The following is an 18,986-nucleotide window of genomic DNA, read 5'->3' as shown; positions in this document are numbered from 1 at the left end:
CATGGCTCTGATCGGCATATGGCAGGCGCGACAGCAGCAAGATCGCTCAGTCGTGCCTGCGGGGCATACTTGCTGACATGCGGGGACGAGGCTTGTGGCCGGGCGTTCGGCGTACGCCATCGGGGTCGAAGGTGCGGTGGTGGCGGCGCGCGGTGATCGCGGCCGTGAGCGGCGCGGTGCTGCTCACCGCCGGAATCACCGCGAGCGTGGCCTGGGCCCGCCACGGGGCCGAGGGACACCTCTTCACCGAGGCGGCCGTCCCGGAGGCGCCGGTCGCGCTGGTGCTCGGCACCCGCGTCCTACCCGACGGGACGCCGTCGCCGTTCCTCCTCGGCCGGCTGGAGGTCGCGCACCGGCTGTTCACCACCGGCAAGGTGAGCGCCATCCTGGTGACCGGCGACAACATGACGGCCGAGTACGACGAACCGGGTGCCATGCGGCGCTGGCTCATCGAGCAGGGGGTACCCGCCGACAAGGTGGTGCGGGACCACGCCGGCTTCGACACCTACGACTCGTGTGCCCGTGCCAAGCGCATCTTCGGCGTCGACCGGGCGACGGTGGTGACCCAGAGCTTCCACCTGCCCCGCGCCGTCACCGTCTGCCGACAGCTTGGCATCGACGCCACCGGCGTCGGCGACGAGACGGCCCGACAGTACGAGCGGATCTGGCGGATCAGCTCCAGCCGGGAGCACGCCGCCAGCGTGAAGGCCGCGTGGGACGTGCTGTGGGGTCGCGACCCCGCCCACCTGGGTCGCCCCGAGACCGGCATCGAAGACGCCCTGCGCCGGTGAACGCCGCGCCGACCGATCGGCTTCCGGTGGGGACGGTGCTGGGTCGACATGGTCGGTCAGGCCCGGAACCCGTTCGCCACGGCCCGGGATGCTCACAGAGGGCCCAGGACCTCCTCGGGTGGCGCATCCAGCGAGAGTGTCTCGAGCACGGTGAGTAGCTGACGTTCCTCGTACCGGAAACCCGAAGCCGGCTTGTTCACCCTCGCCCCGCCGACGACGTCCCCGTAACCCCCACCACCCGGGCCTCTAACGAACCGCCAAACCTACATCGGACATAGCCTCCCGAACCACCCTCTCAGCGCGGGTGCGGTGCCCGCTCGCCCGCAGCGGGTCCGTGGCAGACTAGGCACGGTCGCGCACCCCACGGGGGCGCGGCCCGGGAGGGTTCGCCTAGTGGCCGATGGCGCTGGTCTTGAAAACCGGTAAGGCAGCGATGTCTTCGTGGGTTCGAATCCCACACCCTCCGCCGATGAACAGCGACAACGCCGCGTTCGCCAAGATCGCGGCCACCGCGACCGGTCCCGGACGGCCCCGGGATCAAAGATGGCGGTGTGAGGCTTGCTACGAGGCGGAGGCGGCCACAGCCGCGGCGAGGGCGTGTGCCTGGCGGCGATGGTCGCGGGCCGTAGCGCGGCGGCCCGCCAAGTCACAGAGTTTGGCGATCAGAAGATGGACTTCGTTCTGCGCCCATCGGTATCCGATCTCGCGTTGGATGGTCAGGGCTTCCTCGGCGTGGTGGAGGGCCTCCTGGTGTCGGCCCAATCCGAGATTGGCCTCGGCCACAGCGGTCGCGGCCGCGGCGTGCAGGACCCGGTAGTGCAGGCGGTCGGCCAGCCCCAGAGCCCGACAGGCCAGTGGCAGTGCCGATCCGGGCTCACCGAGCTGGGTGTGCACCCTGGCAAGTCCGACGAGCGCCTGTCCCTCGCCGTACCGGTGGTTGGCGTCACGGGACAGGCGTAGCGCTTCTCCATGCCGCTCGCGAGCCTTCAGCAGGTCGTGCCCGTCCCGGTGCAGGGCGCCGAGGACGTTGAGGGCGTCCACCTCGCTGGTGCGGTAGCCGATGCCACGGGCAACCGTCAGGGCCGCCTCGGCGTGCTCCAGCGCTCGCGGCACGTCGCCCAGGTCCCGACACACCGCAGCGAGACAGCGCAGGGCCTCGGCCTCGCAGGACCGGTAGACGGTCTCCTGGCAGATCGCCACGGCCCTCGTCAGGTCGTCGAGCGCCACGTGCAGGTGGCCGAGGAGGTGCTGCACCTCGCCCAGGTTCGTCAGCGAGGCAGCCTCACCCATGCGTGAGTGCAGCTCACGTTCGAGTTCGATTGATTCCCGGAACAGCTCGGCCGCCTCGCTCAGCCGGCCGACGTGCCAGTACACGACGCCGAGGTTGTTCAGGTTGATGGACAGGCCGCCCAACCGACCGGTGCGCCGGAACAGGGCCAACGCCTGCGAGTAGTGCTCGGCGGCCTCGTGCGGGCGGCCCTGCATCTGGTGCAGTTCGCCAAGGCTGCCCTGTGCTGCGGCCTCGCCGTCCGTCCAGTGCGCCTGGCGTGCCAGCAGGAGCATCCGTTGGGCGTGCAGGCGGGCCTGGGTCGGACGGCTCTGGCGGATGAGGCCACCCATGATGTTGAGGTGAGCCGCCGCCTGCGCCTGGGCGTCGCCCTCCGCTTCGGCCGCGGCCAGGGCGGCATGGGCGACGGTGAGCCAGCCGACCGGGTCCACGCCCAGGAAGAAGTACCCGCGCAGGGCGTCACCGAGCCGCCACGCGAGCGGCCGTGGCCCCTGCTCAGCCGCCGTCCGGATCAGCGCGATCAGATTGGCCCGTTCGGTATCGAGCCAGGCAGTCGCCGCCGCCGCGTCGGGAAAGTGCGACGCCTCCGGAGCTGCGTACGGGGTGTCGCCACGAGGGAGGCGCAGCATGGTCGGGTAGAGAACGGCCGCAGCTTCGTCGACCGTCCGGAGATGATGGTCGTAGAGTGCCGCCAGCGCACCCCGGCACCCGGTGTCGCCGTCCTCCCGCGCCGCCCGGTCCGCGGCGTACAACCGCAGCAGGTCGTGCATGGCGTACCGGCCAGGGGCGTGGTGGCGCAGCAGGTGGGCGCGGGTCAGCTCGTCCAGCGACCGTCTGGCCTGCTCCGGCGGGACACCGCCGAGCGCCGCGCTCGTCTCGGCGGTCACGTCGTCCCCGGGTGCCAGGCCGATCAACCGGAACAGGCGCTGTGCGTCAGGCGGCAGGTGGGTGTAGGACAGGTCGAACGCCGCACGGACGGCCACCTGGCTGTCCCCATCGATCTGCAGCACCGCCAGGCGGTTCGCCGCCGACAGGTCGGCCACGTAGTCGGCGATGGTGGAGCCGACGCGGTCGGTGACGTTCGCGGCGGCGACCTGCAACGCCAGGGGCAGCGACGCGCACGCCTGAGCCAGGGCGACGGTGGCCGCCGGTTCGGCGGCGACGCGGTCCGCGCCGATGCTGCGGGTGAGCAGGACGAGCGCGTCGTCGGGCGACAGCACGTCGAGCGACAGCCGTGGTGCCCCCTGATGAACGGCGAGTCCCCCCAGTCGGTCACGGCTGGTCACCAACGCCAGGCAGCGCGGCCCGCCGGGCAGCAGGGGGCGTACCTGCTCAGCGTCTCCGGCATTGTCCAGGACGACGAGGAGGGCCCGGTCCGCCGTCAGACTGCGGAAGAGCGCGGCTGCCTCGTCCAACTCGACCGGGACCTGGTTGGCAGGGACACTGAGCGCGCGCAGGAAGCGGGCCAGGACGTCGACGGGCCGGGCGGCCGCCGACGACGAGAAGCCTCGTAGGTCGACGAAGAGCTGCCCGTCCGGGAACCGGTGGCGGACCCGGTGCGCCCAGTGCACGGCCAGTGCTGTCTTGCCCACCCCGGCCATCCCGGTGAGCACGCACAGGTTGACCACTGCGGAGCCGCCCGGTCGGGCGGCGTCGGAGATGAGGCCGTCCAGTCGGCGCAGGTGTTCTTCGCGTCCGGTGAAGGTGGCGATGTCGGCGGGCAGTTGGGCCGGCTGCGGTGCTTGCGGAAACCCGTCCGCCGCCGGCGACCGGCTGCCGGTCGCGGCGACCGCCTCGGTCACCGGTGTCGCGCTGTGCCTACCCCGCAGAACGGTGAGCCGGGCTTCCGACAACTCCTGACTGGGATCGATGCCCAGCTCTTCAGCCAGGCGCCGGCCGATCGCGTCGAACACCGCGAGGGCCTCCGCCTGTTGTCCGCCGGCGGCCAGTGCCAGCATCAGCCGCGCGTGCACGCCCTCCTGCAAGGGTTCGTCGAGCGCCACCGGCCGCAGCAGGGTCACCACCTCGTCGTGGCGTCCCACCGGCATGGCGAGATCGGCGAAGGTCAACGCGGCCTCGACCCGCCGGTTCGACACCATCACCGCCGCCGGATGATCAGCCAGACGCGGCTCGGCGCGGCCGAGGACCGGCCCCCGCCAGCACCGTAACGCCCGTGCCAGCAGATCCGCGGCCTCGGAGCACTGGGCCAGGTGCTGCCTGGCCCGCGCCTGCTCGGCTGCGGAGACCAGGTCGTCGAAAGCGGCGAGGTCCAGTCCCCGGCCGGTGAGCGTGAGCCGGTAGCCACCGCCGGTCCGCTCCACCAGCGGCACAGGGGTGGTCTCCCGCTGACAGTCGTGGACCGTCGTTCCAGCCGTCAGCGTGCGTCGAAGCCGACTGACATAGACGTGGACGAGGTTGCTCGACGTGGCCGGAGGTTCCTGCTGCCACAGCACGTCGACGATCTCCCGCTGGGAGACCACCCGGCCGTTCTGTAGCGCCAGCAGAGCCAGCAGACACCGTTGATGCCGCGAGCCCAGATTGAGGACGGCCTGGCCAAGTCGCACCTCCAGCGTCCCGAGCACAGCGACCCGAAGATGCCCTTCCGGGTGATGCGCGGCAGCGGCGGCATCGAGGATCTGCTGTTGTTCCGGCTGTGTCAGCCGCAGAGCCGCGGTGAGCCGCTCGACAGAACGCCGGTGCGGACGGCGGACTCGGTCGTTCTCCAGGTCACGCAGGCTGCGTACGCTCACACCGGACGCGTGGGCCAGCTCCTGCTGGGTGAAGCCCGCCCTCAGTCGATGGAAACGCAGCACGGCGCCGATCTGCTGCTCGGGTTGCACCACGAAGACCGACCCTCCGACGCCCGCCCGGTGTCCCTCAACCGGCTCTGTCATCCTGCCGGTTGACCATCAGCGGCACCAGCGATACGGGTCGATTCTTGCGGGACCTCCCACCCCGGCACCTGACGTCCGGCCTGCCGGATGAGCGGTAGGCGTCCACCGAGCGGTGCTGACCGCGTGCCGAGTGGGCGGCGGGAGCGGGAGATCAGCCTGGCCGGTGCAGGGCGAAAGCGCCGATGACCCGACCACCACCCGGGGCCCAGTCACACCGGCCGCTAACCGGGAAGACCGGTCACAGCGCTGCGACCAGTCCCCCCGGGCTCGAAGCGGAGCGGTCAGGAGGTCAGATCTGCTGAATCTGCCGGGCGACCACGTTGTAGATGCACGGACTGCCGGTCCTCGTGGCGGTGACGACGAAGCCGGGCGGAACGGTGCTGCAGATCCACTGGCCGCTGCGAGGCGTCTCGATGTACTGGCCGACCACGTTGTAGACACACGGACTGCCGGTCTTCATCGCGGTGGAGACGTACCCGGCGGGGACACCGTCGCAGATCCACTGGCCGGCACGAGGCGTCTCGATGTACTGGCCGACCACGTTGTAGATACACGGACTGCCGGTCTTCATGGCGGTGGCGACGTACCCGGCGGGGACACCGTCGCAGATCCACTGGCCGTTACGAGGCGTCTGGATGTACCGGGGCACGATGTTGGCAACGCACGGACTTCCGGTTTTCATCGCGGTGGCGACGTATCCCGCGGGGACGCCGCTGCAGATCCACACGTCGCTACGGGCTGGCTCGATGTACTGAGCCACCACACCTGTACCACAGCGGCCGTCCAACGCCTGCGCGGTGACGATGTAGCCCGGTGGCACTGCGGAGCAGATCCACCCGTTGGCCTGGGCGGGCGCTGCCGAGGAGAAGATGACGGCGACGGTCGCGCCGATCATGAGCAGAAATGCCGCGCTGGCTCTCTTCAGCGAAGAAAGGAATTGCATCGCTCCTCCGTATCATCGATTGTAAGTTGGTGTCAGGCGAGGTCCGCTCAGAGCGCCTCGGCCTGCCTGGTGCACACGCAGCGGTTGCTGAAGCCGTGCCGTCACCGTTCATGAAGCAGGTGGACACGCGGCAGCCCAGAGCAGCGCGCCGCCCGTCGTCCACCTGCGGTGCTCGGACATCCTGAAACAAGTGACAGGGATTAGCTTCGATGCCTCCAATGTCCCGGGCCGCGCCGGACTCGACTGCTGGGTCTGGAGCTCAAGCTACTGACAGACAGTTGCGAATCGCTGTACGCCGGCTGGCACCGGAGGGCAGGCGTCACCAGCGGAAGTGCCAGCTCAGAAGGAGCCGGTTCCTGGCTCCTGCGGTGGACCGGCAGTTTCCGGCGCCCAACGCAGCGGCTCCCGCACGGCTGGGCCGCCGGGGCGGGGTCCTACGACAACAGCACTGCGTTCCATGCTCACCTGCGCGCACCTGCCCGACCACGTCCATACCGGAAGGGACGTCCGGCGCTTCCGGTTCGATCGTGGGCGCCGACGGGGTAAGAAGGGGTGGAGGAACAACCGCGCACCGGAAGGACCCGCCCCGATGACCCTGGAACGACCGATCGCACCGGACCCGTACGACCTGCTGCCGACCGTTCCGTCGTTCACCCTGACCAGTGAGGACGTGCAGAACGGCGAGCCGATGGACGCCGCGTACGCCCACGGCAGCGTCGGGGGCGACAACGTCTCGCCGCAGCTCGCCTGGTCCGGCTTCCCGGCCGGGACGAAGGGTTTCGTGGTGACGTGCTTCGACCCGGACGCGCCGACGGGCAGCGGGTTCTGGCACTGGGTGCTGGTCAACCTGCCGGCCGGCGTGACGCGGCTGCCGCGCGGCGCGGGCGGGGACGACCTCGGTGGCGCGTTCACGGTCCGCAACGACTACGGCGAGCAGGGCTACGGCGGCGCCGCCCCGCCGGCGGGTGACCGGCCGCACCGCTACGTCTTCGCGGTGCACGCCCTGGACGTGGAGCGCCTCGACGTCACCCCCGACGCGACCCCCGCCTACGTCGGCTTCAACCTGGCCTTCCACACCCTGGCCCGGGCCGTGATCCGCCCCAGCTACCAGGTCAAGGACTGACCCGGACCCCGGTCGACCGCTCCGCGATCTTGCACTCGTCGCCCCGGCGGAGGAGCCGAAAGCCGCAGGCGGGTGCCGAAGTGCAAGATCGCGGAACGGGAGGAGAGGATCAGGCGGGGACGCGGGCCACCGCGAAGACGGACTGCCCGAACGGGGGCAGGACGCGCTGCTCCGCCGCCTTGGTGACGGGGAGCACGAGGGTGTCGTAGACCTTGACCATCGGGCCCTCCTTCGGCATCAGCCGGAAGACCTTGGTCGCCATGAAGTAGCCGATCAGGCCGAGCGCGTTCGCGTAGTGGATCTTCTCCACCGTCAGGCCGGCGTCGGTCATCGCGGCGGCCAGGGTCTTCTTCGTGTAGCGGCGTACGTGGCCGGTGGCGACGTCCGCCGGGCTCATCGCGAACTGGAACGCCGGCACGATGATGATGACGTTGCCGCCGGGCCGGACCAGGTCGCGCATGCTGCTCAGCGCGCCCACGTGGTCCTCGATGTGCTCCAGCACGTTGTACGACACGGCGGCGCTGTAGTCGCCCCGGTCGGAGTGCGGCAGCAGCATCTGCCGGACCTCGATGCGGGGCTGGTCGGCCAGGCGCTCCTTGAGCGAGACGAGCCGGTCCGGGTCGGCCTCGGTGGCGGTGAAGCGGGGCAGGTGCTCCGCCCACTCCAGCGCGTAGTCGCCGAGCCCGCTGCCGATCTCGATCGGGTTGTCACCGAGGTACGGCAGGGCCAGCTCGACGAACCAGCGACGATGGTTGACCGCCGTCGCCAGGCCCTCCAGGACCTCGGACTGCACGCGTTGATCCCCAGTGATTTCTACCATGCGTCGATTCCTCACGATATGAACTCGACCCGCGCCTGGACCGACAGAGTGAATCATCCGCGCTGGCGGCAGAAGAATCGGGGCACCGGTGGTGGCCGAAATGCGGTCGGGGGTGGGCGCGTGATCGGCGGTCGGCGAACCCGGCACATAGTACGCCAGTACCCCGAAACATGCCACGGCGACGCCATCGCCTGACTACTGTACGAATCGTCATGACTACTCCTGAATCGGGCCTCCCCGCTGGTAGGTCGGGGCCTGGGGCTGCGGCGGGCGGGTCCGACCGGGGCGTACGGGCCTGGCAGGGGTGGTGGACGGACGTCGTCGCGGTGGCGAGTTTCGTCGTGCTGGGCCTGTGGGTGACCGCCCGGCTCTGGCTGCGCCCGTCGCACGGCATCCGGGACAACCGTACGGATCAGTCGCAGTTCGAGTGGATGATGGCGCACGGCGCGCGCGTGGTGACCGATTTTGTTGATCCATTCACGTCCGACCGGATGAACGTGCCGGAGACCGTCAATTTGATGGCAAATACGTCCGTATTATCCGTATCTTTGCCAATGACGCCCGTCACACTCCTGCTCGGTACCCGCGCCTCGTTTCTGCTCTTTCTCACGCTCGGCATGATCGCCACGGCGACGGCCTGGTACTTCCTGCTGTCCCGGGTGGTCGTCGGCAGCCGCGGGCCGGCCTGGCTCGGCGCCGCCTTCTGCGCGTACGCCCCGGCGATGGTCTCGCACGCCAACGCGCACCCCAACATCGTCTCGCAGTACGTGGTGCCCCTGATCGTCTGGCGCACCCTGCGGCTCGCCGAGCCGGGCCGCTGGCTGCGCAACGGGCTGCTGCTCGCGCTGGTCATCGTGTGGCAGGCGTTCCTCAACCTCGAGGTGCTGCTGATGACCGCCATCGGGCTGGGCGTGGTGGTCGGGGCGCTCGCCCTCGGCCGACCCGAGCTGCGCCGCCGGACCCGGCCGTTCCTCGCGGGGCTGGCGGTGGCCGCCGCCGTGGCGCTGGTGGTGCTCGCGTACCCGCTGTACGTCCAGTTCTTCGGCCCGGGGGCCTACAACGGGCTGTCCCGGCTGATCCGGGGCTACTCGACGGACCTCGCGTCGTTCGTGGCGTACTCGCGGGAATCCCTGGCCGGCGACGCCCGCAGCGCCCAGGGGCTGGCCAGGAACCCCACCGAGGAGAACGCCTTCTTCGGCTGGCCGCTGGTGGTGCTCGTCGTCGCCCTGGTCTGGTGGCTGCGCCACGACGTCGTCGTACGCGGCCTCGCCGTCCTCGCGCTCCTCTTCGGCCTGCTCTCCCTCGGGCGGGAGGTGCTGCTCAACGGCAGGGGGACCGGGATACCCGGCCCGTGGGCGGCGCTGGAGAACCTGCCCGTCCTGCACTCGGTGGTGCCGACCCGGTGGGCGCTGGCGATCACCCCGATCGTCGGGGTGCTGCTCGCCTACGGTGCGGAGCACGTGCGCGTCCTGGCCGCCCGGCACCCGCGGGCGCGCCCGCAGCTCCGCTTCGCCACCGCCACGGTGCTGGCGATGGCCCTGCTGCCGATCCTGCCGACCCCGCTGCCCACCACCCGGCTGGACGACGTGCCCGCCTTCGTCACGTCGGGCGCCTGGCGGCCGTACGTCGACGGCGGGCGCAGCATCGTGACCCTGCCGCTTCCCGACACCCACTACGCCGATCCGCTGCGCTGGTCGGCGCGGACCGGGCTGGACATGCCCATCGCCCGCGGCTACTTCCTCGGCCCGGACACCCGCCCTGGTCGCGACCGGGTGGCCCTGTTCTCCGCGCCGCCCCGCCCCACCAGCGAGTTCTTCGCCGAGATCCGGCAGACCGGCGCGGTGCCGCCGATCACCCCGCAGGCGCGGGTCGACGCGGTCGGTGACCTGCGGTACTGGCGGGCGGGCGCGGTCGTGCTCGGGCCGCACCGGCAGGCCGACGCGCTGCGCCGGGGCATGACCGAGCTGACCGGCATCCGCCCCACGTACACCGGAGGGGTCTGGCTCTGGGACGTCCGCCCGCTCACCGACTGACGGCGGCCGGCCGGCTCGTCAGGCCTGGCGGACGCAGCAGCCCTGGCAGACCTTGGGCTTGGGGAGGGTGAACGCGAGGCAGCAGGTGCGCCGCTGCACGGTCGGCTCGCCGTTCGCGCCCGGGACCAGCTCCACCAGGTCGGCGAGGTCGAGCGCGCCGAGCAGCGTCTCGATCGTCTCGACCGACGAGCCGGGCAGGCCGTCGGCGGCCCGGAGGATGCCGTGGGCGATGCCCGAGGCCACCGACCCGAGCAGGGTGCGCGCGCCGATCCGGACCTCGGCCTGGATCGCGGCCACCATCGGGGCCAGGTGGGCGTCGAGCAGCGAGGCCCGGAGCGCCCGGAGCAGTTCCGCCTCGTCCGCGACGACCCGCACCTCGGGCAGCCCGGCGAGCGCCAGCGGGTCGCTCGGCAGCACCGCGACCGTGGTCGAGCGGCGCAGGCCCATGGTGAGCAGCGGCCGGTGGTCCTCGAAGTGGATCAGCACGTCGGCCGGGTCCAGCAGCGGAACCCGGCGGGCCGAGGCCCAGCCGAGCACGGCGGGCAGCGCCGCCCAGTAGCTGTACGACTTCCAGGCCAGCGCGGCGCACGCGTGCGGGGTGCCGCCCCAGCGCGAGCTGGCCGAACGCAGGAAATCCGGCAGGAGGGTGCCGTCGACCAGCGTGGTCGCCGGACGCCAGCCGAACTCGTCGTGCACCAGCAGACCGGGCGCGAGACCGGGCACGTGGTCGGTGCCGAACATCGCGCGCATGGCGGCGGTGACCGGGGCCAGCGGCGCGGCGGCGACGTCTCGTTCCGGCAGTACCGCTGTCACTGGACTCACCCGCCCCGTCGTCGCCGTCGCCGGGCTGCACGCCCGCCACTGGTAAGGCTAGCCTAACCACAGTTCGTGGGATAAGGGAAGCCTCACCTCTGCCGGATCGGGAGGGGTCGCTCACTCCGCCCCCTGCCGGCGTACTACCCCGCGCCCGGGGCGGGAAACGCCCGCCCCAGTATCGACATTCATCGCTCTTTGTCAATATTCGTGTCGGCAAGGTGCCAGTTCCGTGTGTGCGTCGCCACAGAACGTGAAACTGATACTCCCGGCCACGAGGAAGCTGATGACCTCACCGCTCGATCGGGCTGCCGACTCCTTCGCCGCCGAGGTCGCCCGGCACCGCACGGGGCGGGGGCTGTCCAAGAAACAGCTCGCCACCCTGATGCGCTTCGACCCGTCGTACGTCAGCCACGTCGAAGGGCGGCGGCACCGCCCCACCGAGGACTTCGCGCGCCGTGCCGAGGCCGTGCTGGAGGCCAGCGGCGCCATCTGGCAGCGCTTCAAGGAGTACGACGAGCTGCGCCACGCCCGGGCCGAGCGGGCGCACCGGGACCCACCCGTACCCGGGCAGTGGATGCCGCCCGGCACGGGCCTGATCGTCGAGCGCGAACTGGCCACCCTCACCCACCTGGACGACGCCTACCGCTGCGTCATCCGGCGCGAGCTCTACAACGCCGGCACCGAGCCGGTCACCCGCTACCTGGTGCGGGTCGCCGTCGACCGCTACCCCAACGACCCCGGGCGCTCCAACCTGCACCACCGGGAACACCCGCTGACCTTCGCCGAGCTGCGGCTGCGGGCGTACCGGGAGGACGGGGACGAGCGGGAGGCGATGCACTGGCGGGCCAAGCACGACCGGGACGCCTTCAAGGAGCTGTGGCTGCTCTTCGAGAACGCCGACCGGCGCTTCCCCCTCTATCCCGGGGACCGGGCCACCATCGAGTACGCGTACTGCGTCGGGCACGACAAGTGGGGCCCCTGGTTCCAGCGCGCGGTCCGGCTGCCCACCCGGCAGATGGCCGTACGCCTGGATCTTCCGGCGGCCCTCGACCCGCAGGTCTGGGGCGCGGAGACCTCGCTCTCGGCGGAGGAGGGCCCGCTGCGCACGCCGGTGACGAGGCAGGAGGACGCCGACCGGATGATCTTCGACTGGGCGACCGAGGACCCCCCGCTCAACGCGCGGTACCGGTTGCAGTGGCGGTTCCGCAACCGGCCGGAGGTCGAGCCGGAGGAGGCGGCCGAGCGGGTCCGGCCGAGCGACCGGATGCGCGGCATCGGCATCGTGCAGCGCGGCGACGACCTGCTACGCCAGCCGGCGCGCCCGTTCGACCTGCCCCGCGAGGCGCAGGCGGCCCGGGACGTGGCCGACCGCCTCGCGGCGACCCTGGTCCGCCTCGACGAGCTGCACCCGTTCGGCAAGGGGGTGGGCATCGCCGCCCCGCAGCTCGGCCTCGACCGGGCGGTGGCGGTGGTCCGGCCCCCCGACCGGTCGGCCGAACCCGTCGTGCTGCTCAACCCCCGCGTCGTCGACGCCTCCCCCGACAGCGACGAGCAGTACGAGGGATGCCTCTCCTTCTTCGACCACCGCGGCCTGGTGCCCCGCCCCCTCCGACTCGACGTGGAACACGCCCAGTACGACGGCAGCCGGATCATCACCTCGTTCGAGTTCGGCATGGCCCGCCTCGTCGCCCACGAGATCGACCACCTGGAGGGGCGCCTCTACGTCGACCGGATGGCGCCCGGCGTGCCGCTGGTCCCGGTCGAGGAATACCGCGAGACCGGCCGGCCCTGGCGCTACTGACCTGCGCACACCTCGCCCCGGCGGCACGACCACGTCCGCGCGGAGGGGAAGGGACGGCCGGGCGGACGTGGTCGTGCGGGGCGGTGCCGTCCGCCCGTTGGGGGGACCGGGGCGCGTGCCCCAGGGGGCAGGAGCACGCGCCCCGGTATGGGGGGAGGAACGCTTCTAGAGGTTGCCGAACGTGTCGTAGCGGGTGCTCTCCGGCGGGACGCCGTCCTCGGCGAGGACCCGGAGGGTCGCCCGGACCATGCGGGCGGAACCGGAGACGAAGCAGTCGTGCGCCGTCCACGGGCCGTACCGGCTGACCACGTCGGAGACGTCACCCAGCTCGCCGTCGAAGTCGGGATCCTCGCTGCACGCCGGCGTGACCGACAACCACGGGTGCGCGGCCACCAGCTCCTGGAGCCCGGCCAGGCCGTACAGGTCCGCCGCCGTACGGGCGCCGTAGAAGACGTGCACCCAGCGGGTCCGGTTGAAGCTGGCCAACTCCTCGACCAGCGCCTTGACCGGAGCCAGCCCGACGCCACCCGCCACGCAGAGGATGTCCCGCTCCGAGGACCGGTCCAGGGTCATCGACCCCATCGGCGCGGCCACCCGGAGCAGGTCGCCCGGCCGCACCCGACGGACCAGCGCCCCGGACACCCAGCCGGCGCCCGAGGGCGTACGGACGTGGAACTCCAGCACGTTGTCGTCGTTCGGGGCGTTCGCCACCGAGTAGGTGCGCCACACCCGGGGAAGGTGGCGGGGCACCTCCAGGCTCACGTACTGCCCGGCCCGCCACGACAGCGGATGCTGCAACGCCCGGCAGGTCAGCACGGCCGTGTCCCTGCCGTACCGCTCGTGGGTCAGCACCTCCGCGTGCCAGAACGGCGGATTGTCGTCAGCCGCCGCGCCGGCCAGCATCTTCTCCGTGATGGCCGCGTACGCGTCCCGCCACGCCTGGTCGTACTCCAGGTTCCAGCCGTCGCCGGCGATGCTGCGCAGCGCGTCCAGCAGCGCGACGCCCATGGTCCCGTAGTGCGCCGCCTCGACGTGGTACTTGCGGTGGTCCCGGCCCAGCGAGCGCAGGTACTCGTCGAAGCTCTCCGGGTCGCCGACCGTCTGGGCGGCGGTGACGATCGCCTCCAGGATCCGGTCGCCCTGCCCGGTCATCTCCACCGGGAAGAGCTTGCGCAGCTCGGGGTCGAGGAGGAAGAGCCGGGCGTAGAAGTGACCGCTCAGCCGCTCCCGGTGCTCTTCGACCAGGGTCCAGCTCTCCTTCAGCAGCCGTGCGAAGTCGTCCACGGGGCGCGCTCCTTCTCCTGACGGCGGATCGGGCACCCATAGAATGTCCACGGAGCGTGCCGACCGGTCGCACAGAATGTGCGACCGGCTCGTGAGGCTCGTTCGGGCGGTGCGGTGTCCGCCCGTCACCGGGGCGCACGGTGGTGCCGCAGCCGCGTGTCGGCGACCGCCGGCGTCGGGCAGAGTGGTGCGGTGACCGTTGAGCTGCAACGCCCGGCGACCCGCCGGATGCTCGGCACGGAGACGCTGCTCGTGCTCGGCCTCTCGCTCGGCCAGTCCGCCGTCTACGCGACGGTGTCGATCATCGCGAAGCTGACCGCCGACGGGCCGCTGTCGAGGCAGACCGCCGCGCTCAACACCTCGGCGTCACCCCGGCCGTGGCTGGACCTCACGTACCAGCTGCTCGGGATCGTCTTCGCGCTGCTGCCGGTGCTGCTCGCCGTACACCTGCTGGCGCGGGACCCGGGCGACCCGGCCCGGACGCTCGGCCTGGACGCCCGCCGGCCCGGTCCGGACCTGGCCCGCGGCGCCGGCCTGGCCGCGCTGATCGGACTGCCCGGCCTGGCGCTGTTCTGGGCGGCGGCCCAGCTCGGTGTCAACGCCACGCTCGTGCCGGCCGCGCTGCCCGAACTCTGGTGGACGGTGCCGGTGCTGATCCTCGCCGCCGTGCAGAACTCGGTGCTGGAGGAGGTGATCGTCGTCGGCTATCTGGTCACGCGGCTGCGTCAGCTCCAGTGGCGGATCGTCGCGATCGTCGCCACGAGCGCCCTGCTGCGCGGCTCCTACCACCTCTACCAGGGCTTCGGGGCCTTCCTCGGCAACGTGGTGATGGGCGTCGTGTTCAGCCTCTTCTACCTGCGCACCCGCCGGGTCATGCCGCTGGTCGTCGCGCACACCCTGCTCGACGTCGTCGCCTTCGTCGGCTACGCCATGCTGCCGAGGGAGTGGTTCGACTGGCTCTGAGCTTTCTACCGGCTCCGAGCTGAGGGGCCGCCGCCGACCACCGCTCAGCCGGTCGGCGACCGCCGGTAGGCGGTGACCGCACGGGCGGCGAGCCGCTCGGCCGCCGCCGAGTCGCCGGCCGCCGCCGCCAGCACCGCCGCGCCGGGCAGCAGCCGGGACGCCAGCCGCAGCGCCAACCAACCGCTCGCCTGGGCGGCCAGCGGCGCCGCCAGCCGCCACGCCGCCTCCGCCGCCCGGGGCCAGCCCGCCTCGTCAGGCGCGTCCGCCGCCCGGGCCGCCGCCAGCGCGGCCCGGGCGCTCCCGGCGTCCGGGTGCACGCGGGTCAGCACCAGCAGCTCCACGGCCCGGTCCGGATGCGCCGGGTCGCGGTCGTACGCCGCCGCCAGGTGCAGCACCAGGTTGGCCTGCGCCCACAGCACGGCCGCCAGTTCGGCCACCGGCGCGAAGAGCCCCGCCAAGGCGGCGGCCGCCCCGCCCGCCCCGGCCTGCCGGACGAACCGCCGCGTCGCGAGCCGTGCCAGACCGTCGGCGCGCGCACCGGGGTACGCCTGCCGCATCCCCTGCGCCCAGTCGCGGGCGCGCGGCCCGACCGCCTCGACGGCGGCCAGGGCCAGCAGCTCCGGCGCGAATCCGGGATGCTCCAGCACCCGCGCGGCAGCCAGCCGAAGGACCGTCTCCGGCGTACGCGCCAGCGGTGCGCTCGCCGCCTCGACGTCGGCGTTGGTGGCTGCCGCGTGGGTCGCCGCCGTCCGGGTCGCCGCCTGGGCCGGGGTCGCCGCCTGGGCCGGGGCGGTCTTCTTCGCGGGCGTGGCCCTCCGGGCGGACGCGGTCTTCGCTGCGGGTGTGGTCTTGGCCACGGGCGTGGTCTTCCCGGCTGGCGTGGTCTTCGCCGCGGGCGTGACCTCACGGGTGGGTTCGGTCCTCGGGGTCGGGGCGGCCTTCTTCGCGGACGCTTTCTTCGCGGACGCCCTCTTCGTGGGCGCCCTCTTCGTGGGCGCCTTGCGCGGAGCGGCGGCCTTCGCGCCGGAGGTTTCCGTGCCCGGCTCGGCGGAGGTCTTGCCTGGCCCGGCGGAGGTTTCCGTGCCCGGCCCGCCGGAGCTTTCCGTATCGGGGGCGGCCGGTGGGCGCGTGAGCGCCTTCCGCGCGGCCGGGGCCCTGCGCGCGGGGGTGGTGTTCCCGCCGGCAGCCGGGGCGGGCGGGTCGCTCGGCTCGCTTACGCCACCCACCCCGCCTTCCGGCGCGGCGGATTCGAACGTCGGCTGGCCCCCGGTCGCGTCGGCAATGGTGTGTGGGACGTCACTCGCGGCGGTGTCCTCCGCCTGGCCGTCCCGCTCACGTGGCGCCGACGCGGTCGAGTGGTCGGCCTGGCGCGGCAGCGGCGGATCGGCCGCGGGTGGCTGGAAGAGCACCGCGGGCGCCGGCTTCGCCCGCCGGGGATGCTTCCCGGAATCCTCCCGCCCGGCTTGCTCGGGCGGGGCGGGCGGCGGGCTGAAGGTCGCCTTCGGGGAGCGCCGGCGCGCTTCCTCAGCAGGCTCTCGGCGGGTCGGCTCACGCGGCGGTTGCTCCTGCATATCGATGGAGCGTAGTCCCGATCACGCCAGCGCACAGCAGTGAAAGACGAGGCCGGGACGAGTGCCGGCCCCGCCGGGGACAGCTCGGCACGCAGGTGGAGGGCGGGCCCGGGGTAAGTCGCTTTGCTCCCGAAGGGTGGTGCCCTGTATCCTCGGGCGCGGTGGTCTGCAGGGCCACCAGGGAGACTTCGCCTAGTCTGGTCTATGGCGCCGCACTGCTAATGCGGTTGGGGTCTTAAAGCCCCTCCCGGGTTCGAATCCCGGAGTCTCCGCGCGAAAGCCGGGTGTGTAGACTGGCCAAGCACCGAGCGCCCGTAGCTCAATGGATAGAGCATCTGACTACGGATCAGAAGGTTAGGGGTTCGAGTCCCTTCGGGCGCACAAAAGATCAAGGCCGTGACCAGCGGAAACGCGGGTCACGGCCTTGATCGCTTTCGTGGGTTGGGACGAATCTTCCCAGGATTTGGAACCGGGTGCTCCGATGGTGCTCCGTTGTCGGTGTGCTGGTTCGGCGGGGGTTCGTGCTGGTTGGTCTTGACCAGGGCTTTTGGATGTCGGCTGGTCTGGATCATGGTCGGGGCGTTGGTGCGTCAGGGTCAGCGATCTTCCAGTGTGGCCGATCGTGTGGATCTTGTTTCCGGAGGTGGGTGTCGGGTCGATCGGTCGCCGTTGACCTGGGCTGGGCAGGGTGGCGCGCAGGGTTCGGGATGTCATCCAGGCAATTATCGGCGGTGACGGTCGTGTGGTCCACGCACCTGATTTCCGCCCTTACGACCGGCGCTGCGCGGACCCGGGGCCGGTGGCGTCCGCGCCGTCGCAGGCGAAGGACTTGATCGGTGTGCCCTGGCGGACCAACTTCGCACTGCAGCACGCGGCCGGCAGGAGCGTGTTGCTCGGAGTGTGGGAGGTGAACCAAAATTCAGTTCGTAACGCCTCTTCCCCGATGGCTGCCGGTGGCTGTTTCCCGCGCTGAAGGTCAACCTCGACGGGGCGCGGCCGATGCCCGACATCTCCTTCCGCGACCACCTCGACACCTGGCTACGACGCATCCGCCTCGTCGACGAACACCGCCGACCCGCCCGGATCACCGCCCACCAGTTCCGCCACACCCTCGGCACCCGACTGATCAACGCCGACGTCCCCCAGCACATCGTGCAGCAACTACTCGACCACATGTCACCGCAGATGACCGCCGTCTACGCCCGCCTGCACAACAGCACCGTCCGCGCCCATTGGGAGAAGGCCGTCAAGGTCAACGCCGACGGCCACACCGCGGCCATCCCCGCCGACCATCCCCTCGCAAGCGCGGCTTGGACGCGCCTGAGCTTGGTCCGCGCGAAGGTTGCCCTCCCGAACGGCTACTGCGGCGCTCCGTGCAGACAGACTGCGAGTACGCCAACCCGTGCCTGGACTGCCGATTTCATCACCACCGCCGACTTCCTCGACCAGCACCGCCGCCAACGCGACGACACCGACAAGCTCATCGACGACGCCCAAGCCGCGGGCCTGTCCCGCATCGCCGAACGCAACCGCCGCACCCTCGGCAGACTCGACGCCATCATCACCGCCCTTGAGACCTCCGGCCCCGGACAGGTCGTTGTCGGCGGCACCGTGGAGGACCGCGATGCCGCCAGCTGACAACATCGCCGCCCTCGTCGCAAGCCACCCACCGCCGCCCTCGTCGCAGCCACCCACCGCCGCGTCGAGCAGGCCCGCACCCGCGCCGAGCAGGCCCTGGCCACCGCCGCCCGCACCGGACACCCGACCAGCGTCGGCGGTCTCGCCCACACCGCTGGCGTGTCCCGATCCTGGCTCTACACCCAACCCGACCTCATGGCTGCGATCCCGCAACTTCAGCAACGCCAACCCGCCACCGACCGCACTGGCCCACAGCCAGCCACCGTCGCCTCGCTACGACGCCGACTCGACACCGCCCTCGTCCGCATCAAGCAACTGCGCGCTGACAACGCCGAGCTGACTCACCGGCTCGAAACTGCTCACGCCCCGCGTTTCAGGGTGACTTGAAAGCGATTTGACTGCGCTGATCATGTTTAGGGGCATCGAAGTTGAGTGCCACTCGATAGCATGAGCGTCTGCCGGCAGGAGATCACCCAAAACCACGAATCGCGTTAGGGGAAATCGTGCCACGAATTCGGGCCCTCGTGCTCGCCGCAAGCCTCACTATCGCCGTCGTATTCGGGTCAAGCCCGCACGCCTCCGCTGTGGAGCGGACATCCGACTTTTCGCAACCGGCCGCGACGCCGCAAGTGGCCTTGGTTACCTGGGTCCCCTGGGACGGTAATCAGATAACCAGCCTCGCCAACTGCGAGAGGCGCCGCCAGTACATTTCCGCGACATTCGACCTCAAACTCAGTGACCTTCGCTGCGACCGCATTGGATCGGGATACCGCCCTGCCCCGTCTACCGCTGGATCCTGATGGTCAACGCCGACGCGTTCGCTGCCCGATCGGTCCCGGCCGTTCGGCCCGTCGTCCAGCCCACTCGCACGCTATGCTGACGCGTGTCGCAGAATCACGCGCCGGGACCAGATGACGCACCGTGGTTGCCCCTCGTCGTGGACGAGGGGCAACCCGCCCAAGCCGAAGGCGTGCTCGCGCACATCAGGGACCGCCCACTCATCGTTGCCGACGATGGCTCC

General features: G+C 71.3%; 12 protein-coding genes, 3 tRNA genes and 2 pseudogenes. 10 read left to right on the top strand and 7 right to left on the bottom strand.

The window, feature by feature from the left end:
• The first annotated feature begins 152 nt into the window (after nt 1-152).
• Both KBX06_RS21340 and KBX06_RS21335 read left to right on the top strand, forming a co-directional pair.
• On the top strand, nt 153-791 hold the full coding sequence (locus KBX06_RS21340) for an ElyC/SanA/YdcF family protein (RefSeq protein ID WP_307854708.1): 639 nt from the start codon (nt 153-155) through the stop codon (nt 789-791).
• Between the two features lie 379 nt (nt 792-1,170).
• A tRNA-Ser gene (locus KBX06_RS21335) sits at nt 1,171-1,257 on the top strand.
• 95 nt (nt 1,258-1,352) lie between these two features.
• On the opposite strand, the gene KBX06_RS21330 is transcribed toward KBX06_RS21335, so the two are convergent.
• The 3 genes and pseudogenes from KBX06_RS21330 to KBX06_RS21325 all read right to left on the bottom strand — a co-directional run bounded on the left by KBX06_RS21330 (nt 1,353) and on the right by KBX06_RS21325 (nt 5,916).
• The gene (locus KBX06_RS21330) at nt 1,353-4,559 is read right to left on the bottom strand and encodes a tetratricopeptide repeat protein (RefSeq protein ID WP_307854707.1); all 3,207 of its coding nucleotides are present in this window, start codon (nt 4,557-4,559) and stop codon (nt 1,353-1,355) included.
• A gap of 225 nt (nt 4,560-4,784) precedes the next feature.
• Nucleotides 4,785-4,973 (bottom strand): annotated as a pseudogene (locus KBX06_RS28750) (helix-turn-helix domain-containing protein); the annotation flags it as partial.
• Nucleotides 4,974-5,262: 289 nt separating this feature from the next.
• Complete coding sequence (locus KBX06_RS21325; RefSeq protein ID WP_210837844.1) at nt 5,263-5,916, bottom strand: hypothetical protein; 654 nt, start codon at nt 5,914-5,916, stop codon at nt 5,263-5,265.
• Nucleotides 5,917-6,505: 589 nt separating this feature from the next.
• Between KBX06_RS21325 and KBX06_RS21320 the strand changes: the two genes are divergently transcribed.
• On the top strand, nt 6,506-7,039 hold the full coding sequence (locus KBX06_RS21320) for a YbhB/YbcL family Raf kinase inhibitor-like protein (protein WP_210837841.1): 534 nt from the start codon (nt 6,506-6,508) through the stop codon (nt 7,037-7,039).
• 109 nt (nt 7,040-7,148) lie between these two features.
• Here the strand turns inward: KBX06_RS21320 and KBX06_RS21315 are convergent, their stop codons facing one another.
• The gene (locus tag KBX06_RS21315; protein WP_210837839.1) at nt 7,149-7,859 is read right to left on the bottom strand and encodes a class I SAM-dependent methyltransferase; all 711 of its coding nucleotides are present in this window, start codon (nt 7,857-7,859) and stop codon (nt 7,149-7,151) included.
• Between the two features lie 212 nt (nt 7,860-8,071).
• Here KBX06_RS21315 and KBX06_RS21310 point away from each other — a divergent pair, with 212 nt between their 5' ends.
• A complete protein-coding gene (locus KBX06_RS21310) occupies nt 8,072-9,892 on the top strand; it encodes a hypothetical protein (RefSeq protein WP_210837837.1) in 1,821 nt (606 codons plus the stop codon).
• 18 nt (nt 9,893-9,910) lie between these two features.
• Here KBX06_RS21310 and KBX06_RS21305 read toward each other — a convergent pair whose 3' ends face one another.
• Nucleotides 9,911-10,642 carry an IucA/IucC family C-terminal-domain containing protein gene (locus KBX06_RS21305; RefSeq protein WP_374225665.1) on the bottom strand — a complete coding sequence of 244 codons (732 nt, stop codon included), beginning with the start codon at nt 10,640-10,642 and terminating at the stop codon, nt 9,911-9,913.
• Nucleotides 10,643-10,988: 346 nt separating this feature from the next.
• On the opposite strand from KBX06_RS21305, the gene KBX06_RS21300 reads away from it, so the two are divergent.
• Entirely contained in the window at nt 10,989-12,509 is a 1,521-nt protein-coding gene (locus KBX06_RS21300) for a peptide deformylase (RefSeq protein WP_210837936.1), read from the top strand.
• A gap of 165 nt (nt 12,510-12,674) precedes the next feature.
• On the opposite strand, the gene KBX06_RS21295 is transcribed toward KBX06_RS21300, so the two are convergent.
• On the bottom strand, nt 12,675-13,793 hold the full coding sequence (locus KBX06_RS21295) for a globin domain-containing protein (RefSeq protein ID WP_210837836.1): 1,119 nt from the start codon (nt 13,791-13,793) through the stop codon (nt 12,675-12,677).
• A gap of 192 nt (nt 13,794-13,985) precedes the next feature.
• Here KBX06_RS21295 and KBX06_RS21290 point away from each other — a divergent pair, with 192 nt between their 5' ends.
• A complete protein-coding gene (locus KBX06_RS21290; protein ID WP_210837834.1) occupies nt 13,986-14,756 on the top strand; it encodes a CPBP family intramembrane glutamic endopeptidase in 771 nt (256 codons plus the stop codon).
• 44 nt (nt 14,757-14,800) lie between these two features.
• Here the strand turns inward: KBX06_RS21290 and KBX06_RS21285 are convergent, their stop codons facing one another.
• Complete coding sequence (locus KBX06_RS21285) at nt 14,801-15,613, bottom strand: hypothetical protein (protein WP_210837832.1); 813 nt, start codon at nt 15,611-15,613, stop codon at nt 14,801-14,803.
• A gap of 895 nt (nt 15,614-16,508) precedes the next feature.
• On the opposite strand from KBX06_RS21285, the gene KBX06_RS21280 reads away from it, so the two are divergent.
• The 4 genes and pseudogenes from KBX06_RS21280 to KBX06_RS28745 all read left to right on the top strand — a co-directional run.
• A tRNA-Ser gene (locus KBX06_RS21280) sits at nt 16,509-16,599 on the top strand.
• Between the two features lie 36 nt (nt 16,600-16,635).
• Nucleotides 16,636-16,708: transfer RNA gene (locus KBX06_RS21275), tRNA-Arg, on the top strand.
• 618 nt (nt 16,709-17,326) lie between these two features.
• Complete coding sequence (locus KBX06_RS21270) at nt 17,327-17,965, top strand: tyrosine-type recombinase/integrase (RefSeq protein WP_210837830.1); 639 nt, start codon at nt 17,327-17,329, stop codon at nt 17,963-17,965.
• 51 nt (nt 17,966-18,016) lie between these two features.
• Nucleotides 18,017-18,352: pseudogene (locus tag KBX06_RS28745) on the top strand (DUF6262 family protein); the annotation flags it as partial.
• Between the last annotated feature and the right edge of the window lie 634 nt (nt 18,353-18,986).

Origin of the sequence: Micromonospora sp. C31 (assembly GCF_018070575.1) — a bacterium.
Taxonomy (GTDB): Bacteria; Actinomycetota; Actinomycetes; order Mycobacteriales; family Micromonosporaceae; genus Micromonospora.
This window is presented reverse-complemented; position numbering and strand designations above follow the sequence as displayed.

What these genes read in the sequence shown, in the direction of transcription:
- KBX06_RS21270 (WP_210837830.1), top strand. Translation starts at nt 17,327, where the DNA reads ATGCCCGACATCTCCTTCCGCGACCACCTCGACACCTGGCTACGACGC.
- KBX06_RS21310 (WP_210837837.1), top strand. Translation starts at nt 8,072, where the DNA reads ATGACTACTCCTGAATCGGGCCTCCCCGCTGGTAGGTCGGGGCCTGGG.
- KBX06_RS21320 (WP_210837841.1), top strand. Translation starts at nt 6,506, where the DNA reads ATGACCCTGGAACGACCGATCGCACCGGACCCGTACGACCTGCTGCCG.
- KBX06_RS21305 (WP_374225665.1), bottom strand. Translation starts at nt 10,642, where the DNA reads ATGCGCGCGATGTTCGGCACCGACCACGTGCCCGGTCTCGCGCCCGGT.
- KBX06_RS21325 (WP_210837844.1), bottom strand. Translation starts at nt 5,916, where the DNA reads ATGCAATTCCTTTCTTCGCTGAAGAGAGCCAGCGCGGCATTTCTGCTC.
- KBX06_RS21315 (WP_210837839.1), bottom strand. Translation starts at nt 7,859, where the DNA reads ATGGTAGAAATCACTGGGGATCAACGCGTGCAGTCCGAGGTCCTGGAG.